Source organism: Thermaerobacillus caldiproteolyticus, from assembly GCF_015326725.1.
Lineage (GTDB): Bacteria > Bacillota > Bacilli > Bacillales > Anoxybacillaceae > Thermaerobacillus > Thermaerobacillus caldiproteolyticus.
This window is the reverse complement of sequence record NZ_CP064060.1, coordinates 657,624-672,890: the sequence shown is the minus strand read 5'-3', so window position 1 is coordinate 672,890 and position 15,267 is coordinate 657,624. Positions and strand designations below refer to the sequence as shown.

The following is a 15,267-nucleotide window of genomic DNA, read 5'->3' as shown; positions in this document are numbered from 1 at the left end:
TCCTGAAACAGGAATCAGCCCTTATTTTTCTGTTTATAAAAGGCTACAGGTTATTGCTCAAGAAGACGTTGAATTGTATCTACAAGTTCGTCAACATGGACTTCCATTGACTCCCCTGTCCGGCGCACTTTCACTTCGACGATTCCTTCTCCGGCGCGTTTCCCAATCGTGACACGAACAGGGATGCCGATTAAGTCACTATCTGCAAATTTCACACCTGGACGTTCTTGACGGTCATCGTACAGCACTTCAAAACCTGCTTGTCCCAATTTTTCGTACCATTCGTCCGCGAGCTGACGCTGTTCATCGTTTTTTGGATTGATAGAAATTATATGCACATGAAACGGAGCAACAGCAGCTGGCCAAACAAGACCGTTTCCATCGGCAAACTGTTCAGCAATCGCCGCCAACAAGCGTGAAACACCAATGCCGTAACATCCCATAATCATCGTTTGCGTCCGGCCATTTTCATCTAAATATGTTGCATTCATCGCTTCGCTATAGCGCGTACCTAGTTTAAAGACGTGGCCAACCTCAATTCCGCGCGCAAAACGAATCGTTCCTTTTCCATCTGGTGATGGGTCACCTTCTTGGATGAAGCGTAAATCTGCATATTGAGAAACAGTGAAATCACGCTCAGGATTTACCCCGATATAGTGATATCCTTCTTCGTTGGCACCGCACACTCCATTGACGATCGCTTGAACGGCGTGATCTGCAACAACCGTGATAGATTCGCTCACGCCAATCGGACCTAATGAGCCGACTGCACATTTCATCACTTGTTTTGTTTCTTCCGGTGAAGCAAGTTCGACGACAGAGGCATCGAACAAGTTTTTCACTTTCACGTCGTTTGCCTCATGGTCGCCGCGGACAAGCACGAGAACGTATTTGTCATCGACTTTAAAGAGCAACGATTTGATACATTTTTCTGCCGGCACGCTCAAAAACGAAGCCACTTCTTCGATCGTTTTTTGTTCTGGTGTATGCACTTTTTCTAGTTCACGAAGCGGTTCATTGCTTTTTTCATATGTCGTAACGACCGGCGCCATTTCAATGTTTGCCGCGTAGTCTGAAGCGTCAGAATACGCGATCGTATCTTCACCGATGTCTGACAGCACCATGAATTCATGTGTATCTTTTCCGCCAATCGCGCCTGAATCGGCGATGACCGCACGGAAATTCAGGCCGCAGCGACGAAATATATTGGAATACGCTTCATACATTTTATTGTACATTTCGTCCAAACTTTCTTTCGATGTATGAAACGAGTACGCATCTTTCATAATGAACTCGCGGCCACGCAACAACCCGAAGCGAGGGCGCTTTTCATCACGAAATTTCGTTTGAATTTGATATAGTGCTAATGGCAGACGCTTATATGTTTTGATTTCATCACGTACTAACGCTGTGATGACTTCCTCATGGGTCGGTCCGAGCGCAAAATCGCGTTCATGACGGTCTTTCAGCCGCATTAATTCCGGGCCATATGAGTACCATCGACCGGATTCCTGCCATAATTCTGCCTGTTGTAACGCCGGCATGAATAACTCGATCGCTCCGGCGCGATTCATTTCTTCGCGAATAATCGTTTCGATTTTTTGTAACACGCGTTTGCCCAGCGGTAAAAACGTATAAACACCGCTTGCGCTTTGACGAATAAATCCTGCGCGCAACAAAAGCTGATGGCTTTTTACCTCTGCATCTGCTGGCACTTCTCGTAACGTTGGAATAAACGATTGACTTTGTCTCATCCTATTGCACCTCTTTATTTCTATATCTCTTTTTCAAAAAGAAGGGAAATAGGCAGCATCCTTTTCCCTTCCGTTATTTTTATTTTGATAGAAAAAACTTTTGAATGTCGTTCCATGTAACGACAAGCATTAACAGCATTAAAAGAGCAAAACCGATAAAGTGAACCATTCCTTCTTTTTGACGGTCGATCGGTTTTCCTCGCAACGCTTCAATTGCAAAAAAGAGCAAACGACCACCGTCAAGAGCTGGGAGAGGCAATAAGTTCACAATTCCAAGGTTAATGCTTAGAAACGCTCCCCATTTCATTAAATAATAAATTCCTGATTGCGCGAATTTGTTTGTCGATACTGCAATTCCTACAGGACCAGAAAGCATATTAAGCGAGAATTGTCCGGTAATTAAATGTCCTAATCCTACGATAATTTCCTTTGTCCAATAATACGTTTCTAATGCTCCCTGTTTCACAGAACCGAGAACCGATTTTTCCATCGGGCCATATACGCCGATTAAGCCAATTGTTTCTCCTTGGACGGTTTTCGCTTTCGGGGTTACAGGAATGTCAAGTACTTTACCGTTTCGTTCTACTTTAAAAATCAATTCCTCTCCCGGATGGGCTCGGATGATATCAACGATTTGTGTCCATGTCGTTACTCGCTCATCGTCGATCGAAAGAACAATATCTCCTTGTTTCAACCCAGCCTCAAGAGCTGCCCCATTTTTTGTCATCTCGCCGATGATCGGCTTATCTACTGGATAGCCCTGCAATAAACCGATGAGGACAAAGACAACAAATGCAAGGACAAAGTTCATGAGCGGTCCAGCAAAAATCGTCATCGCTCGTTGTCCTAACGTCTTAGCGACAAATTGGCGATGATATGGAGCAATTTGAATTTCTTGATGATCGACGACAAAGAACGCTGGTTCATTTATAGAAAAACGCTCTAGTCGCTCTCCATTTTCGTCCTCATAGCCGGCAATGTACATTCCATGTTCTAAATCGGCATGTTCAACTTCAATGATTTTCGCGTTTGGATACTCATCTTTATGATTGATAATGATTTTATTTACCTTTCCATCTTGATCCAATTCAAGCCCGACCACTTGCCCCGGCTTTACTTCGATCATTTCGGGGTCTTCACCCGCCATGCGGACGAAACCGCCTAAAGGCAATAAGCGAATGGTATAAACCGTTTCATTTTTCTTGAATGAAAATACTTTTGGACCAAATCCAATCGCAAATTCGCGACATAAAATTCCTGCGCGCTTTGCAAAAATTAAATGACCAAGCTCATGAAAAAAAACTAGCGCACCGAAAATAACAATAAAAGCAATTACTGTTTCCAATTTTTCAACCACCTTTACGTTAGTAGTGAACGAACATAATGACGCGTATCGGCATCGATTTTGCGAATCTCATCAAGCGTCGGCTCCTTCACCATTTGATGATGTTCCAGCGCTCGTTCAATGTATTCCTCAATCGCTAAAAAAGCAATACGGCCTTGTAAAAATGCCTCGACTGCTTCCTCATTGGCAGCATTGAGCACTGTCGGCAAAGAACCGCCTGCTTTTCCTGCCTCATACGCTAATTGTAAACAACGATAACGCGTAAAGTCTACTTTTTGAAAGTGGAGCGTACCGATCTCCGCTAAATTGAGCGGTTTGGCGTTTGACAGTTCCAAGCGGTCCGGATACGTTAACGCATATTGAATCGGTACGCGCATATCTGGTGTACCGAGTTGAGCAATAACGCTGCTATCACGAAATTGAACAAGCGAATGAATAATGCTCTCTCTATGTAGTAAAACATCAATTTGCTCATATGGCAAATGAAATAGCCAATGCGCTTCAATAACTTCGAGCCCTTTGTTCATCATCGTGGCGGAATCAATCGTAATTTTTGCCCCCATCGACCAGTTCGGATGACGCAGTGCTTCCTCCACGGTGACATTTTCCAATTGTTCACGCGTTTTGTCACGAAAGCTGCCGCCTGAAGCGGTTAAAATAATCTTTTCGATATGTTTGGACTGTTCTCCTTGCAAACATTGAAAAATCGCAGAGTGTTCGCTATCGACTGGCAAGAGAGCCACTTCATTCTTTTTAGCTGCTTCCGTTACAATATGGCCAGCAGTCACAAGCGTTTCCTTATTGGCTAAGGCAATCGTTTTTTTTGCTTCGATTGCCTTTAGCGTCGGAACGAGCCCGAGGCTCCCGACAACGGCGTTCACTACTATTGTTGCTTTCGGATGTGTTGCGACTTCGATTAATCCTTCTTCACCACAAACAATTTTCACTTTTCCCTTGTACTCGCTATGAAGGCGCATACGTGCGCTTTCATCGGCGACGGAAACAAGTTCTGGGGCAAATTCCTCAATAATTGCTCTTCCCACTTCGATATTTTTTCCAATCGCCATGGCGACAAGGCGAAACTCATCTGGGTGCGAACGAATCACATCTAATGTTTGCGTGCCGATTGAACCGCTTGCCCCTAATAAACTAATATATTTCACTACCTTCACTCCTAACTCCCTTACAACGCTACATTTATGAAAAAGTGTAAAATCGGTAAAATAAACAATAAACTGTCAAATCGGTCTAAAATGCCTCCATGTCCCGGCAAAATGTTTCCTGAATCTTTCACGCCGTAATGCCGCTTAAACGCCGATTCCACCAAATCTCCCATTTGTCCAAATATAGAAAGAATCGCTGTCATCACCAATAAAAGTGGAAAACTTGTAAAAAACCCGGTACATAGTTGGTAAACAGCGGCGACGATAAGGGCGCAAACAATTCCGCCAATCGATCCCTCCACCGTTTTGTTCGGGCTAATTTCCGGCCAAAGCTTTCGTTTTCCCCATGCCCGTCCGATAAAATACGCTCCTGTATCGGTCGCCCATATAATAAATAGCGCGTAAAACATATAGTATAGTCCGGTGAAACGGGTTTCCATGAAATAGTAAAAACCAAAACCAACATATAACGTTGACAGTAAAGCAAATCCAGCTTCGTCAAACGTAAATTGATTTTTCGTGATTACTGTATATGTAAGCAATAATAAAACAGCGATAAGAAGCACGTCCGTTTTTGTGACATGAAGTGCTGATAGCCAACCATCATACGGCTCTCGAGTGAGCAATGTCCACAAAAAAAGAAAGCTTATAATCCCTTCCATCGAAAAGGCACGAAGATGTTTCATGCGAAACAGTTCAAACAATCCAATCGTTGCTAATACGTATGTTACTATTATAAACGGAACTCCGCCAAAAATCACAACCGGTAAAAAAAGTGCGGCGGCGACGACTCCTGTAATGATTCGTTGTTTCATCTCTTTTAAACTCCTCCAAACCGACGACCCCGTTTTTGAAACTCGGCGATCGCCTCTAATAAATGTTGTTCAGTAAAGTCCGGCCAAAGTACATCAGTAAACCAAAACTCCGTGTACGCAAGCTGCCAGAGCATAAAATTGCTTAAACGAATTTCTCCGCTTGTACGAATGAGCAAGTCCGGATCCGCCAAATCTTTGGTCATTAAATATGAAGCGACAAGATCCTCATTGATATCTTCAGGAGATAAAAGGCCTTTCTCCACTTGTTTGGCAATCGACTGAATCGCGTACGTAATTTCAGCACGGCTTCCATAGTTTAAAGCAAAATTCAAAATTAACCCTGTATTTTGTTTCGTCTCGGCAATCGCTTGCTCCACAGCACGTCGTGTATGGTCAGGTAATTGCTCGCGATTACCGATCACGCGAACGTTGACATTTTCCTCGATTAATTCCGGTAGAAATGTCGTTAAAAACTGTTCGGGAAGTTTCATTAAATATTCGACTTCGCTTTTCGGCCTCTTCCAATTTTCTGTCGAAAATGCATATAAAGTAAGCACTTTAATTCCTAACTCGTTCGCAAAGCGAGTAATTTTTCGTACTACTTGCATTCCTTCATAATGTCCAGCTGCACGTGGCAGCGCTCGCTTTTTCGCCCACCGCCCATTGCCGTCCATTATGATCGCCACATGCTCCGGAATGGGGTGGCGCAATATTTCTTCTTTTGTATAGGATAGGGACAAAGGCGATTGTTTTTTATTTTTCCAAATTTTATCAAACATACTAGTCCTCCGCCTTTATGTATTTTACTACTAATGTATCATGAGGCTAGTGAAATCAGAAGTAACGATTTCTCGAAAATGAACAAATATACCTCATTTTGCTTCTCCATTATAACAAAAAAACCCTCCATCAACATAGAGGGTCTTTATTGTTTATAATTACACTTCCATAACTTCTTTTTCTTTCTCTTTTGTAATTGCCTCGATTTTCGCAATGTGTTCATCGGTAATTTTTTGGATATCATCGGTGTAACCGCGCAATTCATCTTCGGTAATTTCACCGTTTTTCTCGAGCTTTTTCAATTCATCATTCGCATCGCGACGAATATTGCGCACAGCAACTTTTGCTTCCTCGGAATATTTTTTTACAAGTTTCACAAGCTCACGACGACGCTCTTCTGTTAATGGAGGAATCGTAATACGAATGACAGAACCGTCGTTAGAAGGCGTTAAGCCTAAATCAGATGCTAAAATTGCTTTTTCGATGTCTTTCAAAATCGACTTGTCATAAGGTTGGATGACAAGTAAGCGCGCTTCTGGTACATTAATGCCTGCTAATTGATTCACTGGTGTAGGTACTCCGTAATAGTCAACAGTGACTTTCTCAAGCAATCCCGGATTTGCTCTTCCGGCACGAATCGTTGCTAATTCACGACTGAATGCTTGAACTGCTTTATCCATTTTTTCTTTTGCTGTTGTGAGCACTTGTTTCGCCATGATTATTTCCCCCTTACAATTGTTCCAATATTTTCACCGAGCACAGCTCGTTTAATATTGCCTTCTTCGGTAATCGAGAAAACAATGAGTGGAATGTTATTATCCATACATAAAGACGAAGCAGTCGAATCCATCACACCAAGCCCTTGTTTGATGACATCAAGGTAGGAAAGCTCATCGTATTTCACCGCGTTTTCATCAACTTTCGGGTCAGCGCTATATACACCATCAACGTTATTTTTTGCCATTAAAATAACATCTGCTTCAATTTCCGCTGCCCGCAGTGCAGCAGTCGTATCTGTCGAGAAATATGGATTTCCTGTTCCTGCCGCAAAAATCACAACGCGTTTTTTCTCGAGATGGCGAATCGCTCTTCTTCTTATGTATGGCTCGGCTACTTGGCGCATTTCAATTGATGTTTGCACACGCGTCTCGACGCCAAGATTTTCAAGGCTATCTTGAAGAGCAAGCGAATTCATGACCGTTGCGAGCATTCCCATATAGTCCGCCGTTGCCCGATCCATTCCCATCTCGCTTCCTGTTTTTCCGCGCCAAATGTTGCCCCCACCAACAACAACCGCTACTTCGACACCTAATTCCGCTACTTCTTTTACTTGTTTAGCGATTGATTGAATAATAGTGGGATTAATTCCAAACCCCTGTTCACCGGCTAACGCTTCGCCACTCAGTTTTAATACGATACGTTTATACTTCGGGTTGCTCATGTTAGACCTCCATGCAGCTAGTCTTTAAAAATAGGGAACACGCAGTGTGTTCCCTATTCGCTCCGGTCATTACTTTCTTACTTGGTTCATGACTTCTTCAGCGAAGTTGTCTTGACGTTTTTCAATTCCTTCGCCTACTTCGTAACGAACGAAGCTTTTTACAGTAGCACCGTTTGATTCAACAAATTGGCGAACTTTCATGTCTGGGTTCTTGACGAATGCTTGCTCTAACAAGCAAATATCTTCGTAAAATTTGTTTAAGCGGCCTTCAACCATTTTTGCCACGATGTTTTCTGGTTTTCCTTCGTTCAATGCTTGTTGCGTTAATACTTCGCGCTCGCGAGCAATTTCTTCTTGTGATACTTGGTCGCGAGACACGTATTTTGGATTTAATGCCGCAATATGCATTGCTACATCTTTAGCTACTTCTTCGTTTGTTGTTCCTTCTAATAATGTTAATACGCCGATGCGACCACCCATGTGCAAGTATGCACCAAACGCAGCATTGTCGCCTTTTTCAACAATTTCAAAGCGACGTAATGTTAACTTTTCACCAATTTTCGCAATTGCTGCATTAATATGGTCTTGAACTGTTGTTCCGTTATCCATTTTTTGCTGAAGCGCTTCTTCTAGCGTAGCTGGTTTATGTTTTAACAAGTGCGCAGCAAGCTCTTTTACAAGCGTTTTGAAGCCTTCGTTTTTCGCTACGAAATCCGTTTCCGAGTTAACTTCTAAAATAACCGCTGTGTTGCCGTCCACTTCAATTAATGTTGTTCCTTCCGCTGCAATGCGATCTGCTTTTTTCGCTGCTTTCGCGATTCCCTTTTCGCGGAGCCAGTCAATTGCTTTTTCCATATCGCCGTTTGTTTCTGTGAGCGCTTTTTTGCAATCCATCATGCCTGCGCCCGTTTTTTCACGTAATTCTTTAACCATTTGAGCTGTAATTGCCATGAATAAAATCCTCCTTTAGTCTTTGCATATATGTATGAACAAAATTCGCAAGGCAAATTTTGTTTTTCTCAGCCATCATTAGTATAGCCAAGAAAAAATGTTTTCTGTCTCAAAAAAAGGTGATAAAAGGCTTTCCCCTCTTATCACCTTTCCAAACATTACTCAGCGGCTACAACTGCTTCTTCGCCTTGTTTTGCTTCTAAAATCGCATCGGCAATTTTAGATGTAAGAAGTTTTACTGCACGAATCGCGTCGTCGTTCGCTGGAATGACGTAGTCGATTTCATCTGGATCGCAGTTTGTATCAACAATACCGATGACCGGAATGTTTAATTTACGCGCTTCTGCTACAGCGATGCGCTCTTTACGTGGGTCGATGACAAACAATGCATCCGGTAGTTGTTTCATTTCTTTAATGCCGCCTAAAAATTTCTCTAAGCGTTCTTGTTCTTTCTTTAAGCGGATGACTTCTTTTTTCGGCAATACATCAAATATGCCGTCTTCTTCCATTTTCTCAATTTCTTTTAAACGCTTAATGCGCTTTTGAATCGTTTCAAAGTTGGTTAACGTACCGCCTAACCAACGTTGGTTTACATAGAACATACCGGAACGTTCTGCTTCTTCTTTAACAGAATCTTGCGCTTGTTTTTTCGTACCAACGAACAAGATTTTTCCGCCGTTAGCTGCTAATTCTTTCACGAAGTTGTATGCTTCCTCGACTTTTTTTACTGTTTTTTGTAAGTCGATGATATAAATGCCGTTGCGCTCTGTGAAAATATATTTTTTCATTTTTGGGTTCCAACGGCGAGTTTGGTGCCCGAAGTGTACACCAGCTTCAAGCAATTGCTTCATAGAAATGACTGACATGCTTTTTCCTCCTACTTGTTTGGTTTTGATTCCTCCGCCCATTTCATCTTTAAGCAAGACTGACTCACTCGTCAGCACCTTTGCTTAAATCGATGAGCGTGTGTATTCACACCATGTAAAAATATATCACAACTAAAAGTGACAATCAAGCTATATTTGACTACCTTTGCCGAAATTTAAGCAACAGCTCAATTTCTGTTTTTCCTTTTTTTAAAATCTTCGCGATTTCTTCGATTGTTTTTCCATTTTTATGTAATTGTATCGCTCGCTCAGCGATGGATGAAGAAGAGCCAATCTCAACTTTGTCGGTGATGGCTTCGATGTTCGGAAGATGCGTTGGCCACTCTTGTTCCACCGGCGCTACCGTTTGCGATGATGAATGAGTGTTTGTCTTCGATGATGGTGTCGCCGTGTTGCTATGCGGCGGAAGACTTTGTTCCGGCTCCGAGCTAGGAGATTTCGATGATGATGTTATCACTTCATCAGCCGGCTGATTGACTGCTTCAGATAACGCATTAAGGAAACGGTCATTTTCTTCCTTCCATTCTACTAAATAGGCGGAAACGGTATGTTCGATGTCTTTGATTAGTTGCGTTTGCCGCTTTTCAACTTCTTTTACTTTTGACCATTGCAAATATAATAAAATGATCACTAAAAACGAAATGGCATGTAATATGAAACTAACGACTAATAAAAACGCTATCATTGAACCCCTCTATCCCTTGACATCAATGTTGTTTCCTTTGTACGGATGCATAGTTTCGCTTTCTTTTTCGCGACGAACGTTTGCACTTGAGCGCTTCTGCGTTACTTGCCGACGCATACGTTCGTCTTGTTTTTGCGTCTCTTGAGTGAGATGTGCTTGCACAAGCTGCGGCTGTTGCTGCAGTTCGTCTTGTATTTTTCCAACATCGTACATTCTTGGAAGTGCGATTTGTAACTCAACCAACTTTAAACTCACATTCATCACTTCCTTTACCGAAATACACAGGCAAGGTGTACCTAAGACGAATCAACTTGGACAGTCCTTCACCCTATTAACTTTTCCGACATATACTATGATAAAACAAGAACTGATGTTTCGTTCTTCTTTAAAAACTGCATAGGTAAGAAATAGCTCAGCCAAACTCTTGTTGAACGTAAAACCTACGAAGCCATTAAGAACAAAATATCAAAACACTAAACCGAATATCAGACATGCTTGATCATAGAGCGCATGTCTACGGAACTATATGCGCTGCCGTGAGAGGGGATACCTCCCCTGAACTTGAGCCATATCCGATGGAAAAATGCCCATCGGTCGAATCACCCAAGAACCTTGCTGTTATAGCTGTGGGAGTGTCAAGAAACTAAAAAGCTTGTTCAAGAATTTTTCGCAGCTTAAAAATAGCCTTTGAGTGAATTTGTGAAATTCTTGACGTCGAAAGCCCCATGATTTGTCCAATCTCTGTTAAGGTGAGCTCCTCTTTATAAAATAAGCTAATGACGAGTTGCTCTTTTTCGCTTAATTGTTGAATCACTTCAGCCAGCTTTTCATATAGTTCTTGTTTTAACACTATTTCCTCAGGGGAGAGCGCTTGTTCATCACGAATCGCTAACGAACTGTCTTCCTCTTCATTTTCGTTTGGTCGATCGTGAAGCGATAAAACGTTGGCAAAAAATCCTTCATTCACTACGCTATATACTTCTTCTTCGGTCATTCCTAATTCATCCGCCACTTCTTTGGCTGTAACGGTTCGCATATATCGTTGCTCTAGCTTTTCAATCGTTGCTTCAATTTTTTTGGCCTTTTCTCTTGTGCTGCGCGGAAGCCAATCTTCTTTTCTTAATCCGTCCAAAATGGCACCGCGAATACGAAACGAAGCGTAGGTATCGAATTTTAAATCGCGAGAAGGGTCAAATTTTTCGAGCGCGTCGTAAAGACCCATTAAACCAAAACTGATTAACTCTTGATGATTGATATTTTTCGGTAAAGACGCAATCATTCGTTGAACATGATAATGAACGAGTGGCATATATTTTTGTACAAGTTCATCGCCAGCTTGCGGATCGCGATGATATATCCAATTGTTCCAATGTTTCTGTTCTTCGCTCGCTGAGATGTTGGTCATTGTACCCCTCCTCGTTCGCTAGAAACCGACCGATCGTTTTACTGATTTTTGCCATCATTAGGATGATTCGTGATATGGCGAATATAGTCGGCTATTTTTTTCGCTTCGTCTTCCGTCAGCTCTTTCGTCAATGATTGTAATTCTTCTTCATTTAACATAAGGGGAGGCTCTGTTTGATCCTTTCGAATGTAAGCAATCATCCACCGAAAAACATATCCGCTGAAAAAGAAGATAATAAACGCCGTAATGCTTCGGATCACTGTTGTCATTACATTATTCGCGGAAAAAGAAAGGAGGAAGACGATGAGCAATCCGAATAATCCCAATAATAAATTCCACCAACTTGCCATTATATTTCCTTTACCCCTTGGCTGACTGTACGAATCAACAACAGCCCTGTTTTTGGATTAAATTCGATCGTTCGTCCGCTGTTTCCCCCAACATCTTCTGCGATAATCGGAATATGAAAGCGGTGCAATTGTTGTTTGACTGCTTCTACATTTCTCGGTCCAATTCTCATCATATCCGTATTCGCAGAGGTAGATTGAAACTGGAACATTTGCGCTCCCCCAGCCATTTTTGCCTTTAAGACTCCTTTTCTTCCGCCTGCTTGAACAACAAGATGAATCAACGCCTCTATCGCTGTGTCAGCATATTTAGCTACATTGATGTTTTCCGCACGCGCTAACGATGAATCAGGTAACATGACATGCGCTAACCCAGCCACTTCTTTCATATGATCAAAAATCACCACTCCGACACATGACCCTAATCCAGATGTTCGAATGACATTTGGGGCTTTGACAACATTCATATCAGCAATGCCGACTTTGACAACCTGAACAATTTCATTCATGAAGTTCCACACCTAACGCACGAAAAATAGGTGCGAACGAATCTGGATCAGGGAGTAAAAAGAAGTGCCCGTTAACGCTATCTTGTGGTTGTTGTTCTTCATGTAGAGCCGTATCAATGACAATGGCATAATCGCCAACACGCGACAACTCAATCAGCCCATATTGTAAAATAGCCCCAATCATATCAACCGTTAGCGCAGGTACAGACGGATATAGTTTCAAATGAGTAAAGTCCGCCAGCGCGGAAAGGTACGATCCGGCTAATATATTTCCTAACTCTTGGAATGCAGATACCCCTAATTCTGATTGCTGGCCTGTAAATGAAAATTGTGCGTCTCCCGTCATTTGTTGGATAAAACGCTCCGCTTGAGGCAAAGACAGAACGAAAAACATATTGCCCGGAGCGTCCCCTTCAATACGTAGAAAAACAGAAGCTACAACATGCTCGGCCCCGCCGACTAGTTCCATCACTTCATCGAAGGAAACAATTTGCACATTTGGAACCGTCATTTCGATTTTTTTGTTTAGTAATTGGGAAAGGGCTGTCGCCGCATTTCCCGCCCCGATGTTTCCGATTTCTTTTAAGATATCTATATGATCATCATTCAAGCCACTTAAGTACGGCATTTGTATCCCCGCCTAATTTGTTACGAGTGTTTTTCTAATACTTTTTCTAAATCAAGCAAAATGAGGAGTCTTTTGTCAATCTTTGCCACACCGTGAATATAGTCAACTTCTACCGCTTCAATTACTTCAGGAGTAGGCTCAATGCTATGTGCTGGAATGTCTAATACATCATTAGCCGCATCGACAATAAAACCGACTTCCACTTCGTCGACAGCAACAATAATGATGCGTGTCTGTTCAGAAAAAGGCGCTGCCTCGATTCCGAACCGCTCTCGTAAGTCGATAATAGGCGTCACTACTCCCCGTAAATTAATAACCCCTTTTACAAAATGAGGAGTGCGCGGAACGCGGGTAATGTGTTGCACTTTTTCGATGGAACGAACTTGCTGAACAGGAATGGCATACTCCTCATCTTTTAATTGAAACACGATGACTTTTAACTCTGCCTCTTGAACTTCCATCATTTTCGTTTTCTCCTTTCGGAAACAAGGTCGTCGTTTTGTCGTTTTATTTGATTAACGCATTACAATCAATGATTAGCGCTACTTGGCCGTCTCCTAAAATGGTTGCGCCAGAAATGGCGAACACAGATGTTAAGTAGTTTCCTAATGATTTTAATACGACTTCTTGCTGACCGATAAATGAGTCAACAACAAGACCTGCCATTTTTTCTCCTTTGCGAACGATAACAACAGATAACGTATCGCTTTCTTCTTTGGAAACAGGCACTTCAAAAATATCTCTTAAGAATAAAAGAGGGACAACTTTTCCACGGAAATCGATCACTTTTTGATTATGGGCATGTAAAATATCCTCTTTTTTAATCATAGCCGTTTCAATAATCGAAGATAGTGGAATCGCATATTTTTCATCTTGAATTTCAACAAGCATGACCGAAATGATCGACAACGTTAACGGCAATTGAATGGAAAAGATTGAGCCGACTCCTTCTTGAGAATCAATCGTTACTGAACCGCCGAGCGACTCAATCGTACTTTTCACAACATCCAGCCCGACCCCGCGCCCGGAAATATCAGAAATTTTATCAGCAGTAGAAAAGCCAGAAGCAAAAATAAGCTCATATACTTGTTTATCCGTTAGATTTGCTGCATTTTGTTTCGAGATAATTCCTTTATTGATCGCTTTTTGCAGTACTTTTTCACGGTTAATGCCAGCACCGTCGTCTTCGATTTCGATAAATACATGGTTACCGCTGTGATATGCCTTTAACTTTACCGTTCCTTCTTCAGGTTTGCCTTTGGCACGGCGCACATCCGGCGTTTCGATGCCGTGGTCTATCGCGTTGCGAAGCAAGTGAACGAGCGGATCACCAATTTCATCAATGACAGTGCGGTCTAATTCTGTTTCTGCTCCGATGATTTCTAAATGGATTTGTTTACCCAAGTCACGCGCCAATTGTCGCACCATTCTCGGAAAGCGATTAAAGACTGTTTCAACCGGCACCATTCGCATATTTAAAATAATGTTTTGCAGATCGCTTGAGATGCGCGACATTCGTTCTACTGTCTCATGAAGTTCTGGGTTATTTAATTCACGAGAAATTTGTTCTAACCGTCCTCTGTCGATGACGAGTTCCTCAAATAAGTTCATTAAAATATCGAGCCGTTCAATATTCACGCGAATCGTTTTATTCACTGCCGTCGTTTGTTTGTGCGTTGTGCTTGTTTCTTGTTCATGTTTTTTTCCCTTTTTTTCTTCCTTTTGCAATGTCGCGGCTACTTCCATTTTTTGTTGATGAACTTCCGACTCTGATATGTCGTGTTCGTTCGTTCCTTTTAGTTCATCTATATCAAATCGGGTCACAGTGACTTCTTCAAGCTCGGAAACTTTCATAACTCGTCGATACAGCTCGTCTTCTGATTCTTTTGAAACGACTGTGACAATAAACTCTTGGTCGAACTGTTCTTCTTCTAATAGCTCCGCAGGCGGATTTGATTTAATGACCTCTCCTACTTGATTCAATGTTTCAAATACCATAAACACACGCGCTGCTTTCAACAAGCAATCCGCACGCAATTTGACGCGAATCTCGTAGGTAAAAAATCCTTGCTCTTTTGATTGTTGCAACACATTGTACTCAAACTCTCCATACGTTTGTGTCAGCGTTGCATTAGAAGAATGCGTTGTTCGCTCAGTTTTCGTCGCAACTGGCGATTCCCCTTGTTCAATACGTTTTAATTGTTCGACAACCTCTTCTACATCTCGTTTGCCGTCCCCACCTTCAGCAATGGAGTTCACCATTGCCTCCAAATCATCAACGGCACGAAAGACGACGTCCAATATTTCCGGAGTAACGGTAATTTTATGGTTACGAATACCGTCTAATACATTTTCCATTTTATGGGTTAAGTTAGCCAAATCTTCAAACCCCATCGTTGCTGACATGCCTTTTAACGTATGCGCCGAGCGGAAAATTTCATTGACGATTGAAATATCGTCAGGACTTTTCTCCAACTCCAACAGTTGCTCATTAATCGTCTGCAAATGCTCTTTGCTTTCATCAACAAACACTTCTAAATATTGGCTCATATCCATG

At 42.1% G+C, this 15,267-nt stretch carries 17 protein-coding genes; all 17 read right to left on the bottom strand.

Annotation, left to right across the window (positions count from 1 at the left end; all coding sequences use genetic code 11):
• Positions 1 to 50: 50 nt before the first annotated feature.
• A complete protein-coding gene (locus ISX45_RS03555; RefSeq protein WP_194519984.1) occupies positions 51 to 1,754 on the bottom strand; it encodes a proline--tRNA ligase in 1,704 nt (567 codons plus the stop codon).
• A 79-nt stretch (positions 1,755 to 1,833) separates the two neighbouring features.
• Positions 1,834 to 3,099 (bottom strand): RIP metalloprotease RseP, encoded by a 1,266-nt coding sequence (rseP, locus tag ISX45_RS03550; protein WP_181554895.1) that lies wholly within the window; start codon positions 3,097 to 3,099, stop codon positions 1,834 to 1,836.
• 14 nt (positions 3,100 to 3,113) lie between these two features.
• Complete coding sequence (locus tag ISX45_RS03545; protein WP_194519983.1) at positions 3,114 to 4,262, bottom strand: 1-deoxy-D-xylulose-5-phosphate reductoisomerase; 1,149 nt, start codon at positions 4,260 to 4,262, stop codon at positions 3,114 to 3,116.
• A 20-nt stretch (positions 4,263 to 4,282) separates the two neighbouring features.
• Positions 4,283 to 5,077, bottom strand: coding sequence for a phosphatidate cytidylyltransferase (locus tag ISX45_RS03540; RefSeq protein ID WP_194519982.1), 795 nt, complete (start codon positions 5,075 to 5,077; stop codon positions 4,283 to 4,285).
• 5 nt (positions 5,078 to 5,082) lie between these two features.
• Positions 5,083 to 5,856: an undecaprenyl pyrophosphate synthase gene (locus ISX45_RS03535; protein ID WP_194519981.1), complete on the bottom strand. Its 774-nt coding sequence runs from the start codon at positions 5,854 to 5,856 to the stop codon at positions 5,083 to 5,085.
• 159 nt (positions 5,857 to 6,015) lie between these two features.
• Positions 6,016 to 6,573, bottom strand: a complete 558-nt coding sequence (gene frr, locus ISX45_RS03530; protein WP_181554899.1) for a ribosome recycling factor — start codon at positions 6,571 to 6,573, stop codon at positions 6,016 to 6,018.
• A gap of 2 nt (positions 6,574 to 6,575) precedes the next feature.
• Positions 6,576 to 7,298, bottom strand: coding sequence for a UMP kinase (pyrH, locus tag ISX45_RS03525; RefSeq protein WP_181554900.1), 723 nt, complete (start codon positions 7,296 to 7,298; stop codon positions 6,576 to 6,578).
• 69 nt (positions 7,299 to 7,367) lie between these two features.
• Positions 7,368 to 8,249, bottom strand: coding sequence for a translation elongation factor Ts (gene tsf / locus ISX45_RS03520; RefSeq protein ID WP_181554901.1), 882 nt, complete (start codon positions 8,247 to 8,249; stop codon positions 7,368 to 7,370).
• A 158-nt stretch (positions 8,250 to 8,407) separates the two neighbouring features.
• Entirely contained in the window at positions 8,408 to 9,115 is a 708-nt protein-coding gene (gene rpsB, locus ISX45_RS03515; RefSeq protein ID WP_181554902.1) for a 30S ribosomal protein S2, read from the bottom strand.
• 160 nt (positions 9,116 to 9,275) lie between these two features.
• Positions 9,276 to 9,821, bottom strand: coding sequence for a hypothetical protein (locus tag ISX45_RS03510; protein WP_181554903.1), 546 nt, complete (start codon positions 9,819 to 9,821; stop codon positions 9,276 to 9,278).
• Positions 9,822 to 9,830: 9 nt separating this feature from the next.
• A complete protein-coding gene (locus ISX45_RS03505) occupies positions 9,831 to 10,082 on the bottom strand; it encodes a hypothetical protein (protein WP_233414465.1) in 252 nt (83 codons plus the stop codon).
• Between the two features lie 382 nt (positions 10,083 to 10,464).
• The gene (locus ISX45_RS03500; protein ID WP_181554905.1) at positions 10,465 to 11,226 is read right to left on the bottom strand and encodes a FliA/WhiG family RNA polymerase sigma factor; all 762 of its coding nucleotides are present in this window, start codon (positions 11,224 to 11,226) and stop codon (positions 10,465 to 10,467) included.
• Positions 11,227 to 11,264: 38 nt separating this feature from the next.
• Complete coding sequence (locus ISX45_RS03495) at positions 11,265 to 11,576, bottom strand: hypothetical protein (RefSeq protein ID WP_181554906.1); 312 nt, start codon at positions 11,574 to 11,576, stop codon at positions 11,265 to 11,267.
• Positions 11,576 to 12,082: a chemotaxis protein CheD gene (locus tag ISX45_RS03490; protein ID WP_194519979.1), complete on the bottom strand. Its 507-nt coding sequence runs from the start codon at positions 12,080 to 12,082 to the stop codon at positions 11,576 to 11,578. Before ISX45_RS03490 ends, ISX45_RS03495 begins: the two co-directional genes overlap by 1 nt.
• Positions 12,075 to 12,710, bottom strand: a complete 636-nt coding sequence (locus tag ISX45_RS03485; RefSeq protein WP_194519978.1) for a chemotaxis protein CheC — start codon at positions 12,708 to 12,710, stop codon at positions 12,075 to 12,077. Before ISX45_RS03485 ends, ISX45_RS03490 begins: the two co-directional genes overlap by 8 nt.
• Before the next feature lie 20 nt (positions 12,711 to 12,730).
• Positions 12,731 to 13,174 (bottom strand): chemotaxis protein CheW, encoded by a 444-nt coding sequence (locus ISX45_RS03480; protein WP_181554909.1) that lies wholly within the window; start codon positions 13,172 to 13,174, stop codon positions 12,731 to 12,733.
• A gap of 43 nt (positions 13,175 to 13,217) precedes the next feature.
• Entirely contained in the window at positions 13,218 to 15,266 is a 2,049-nt protein-coding gene (locus tag ISX45_RS03475) for a chemotaxis protein CheA (RefSeq protein ID WP_194519977.1), read from the bottom strand.
• Position 15,267: the final 1 nt, after the last annotated feature.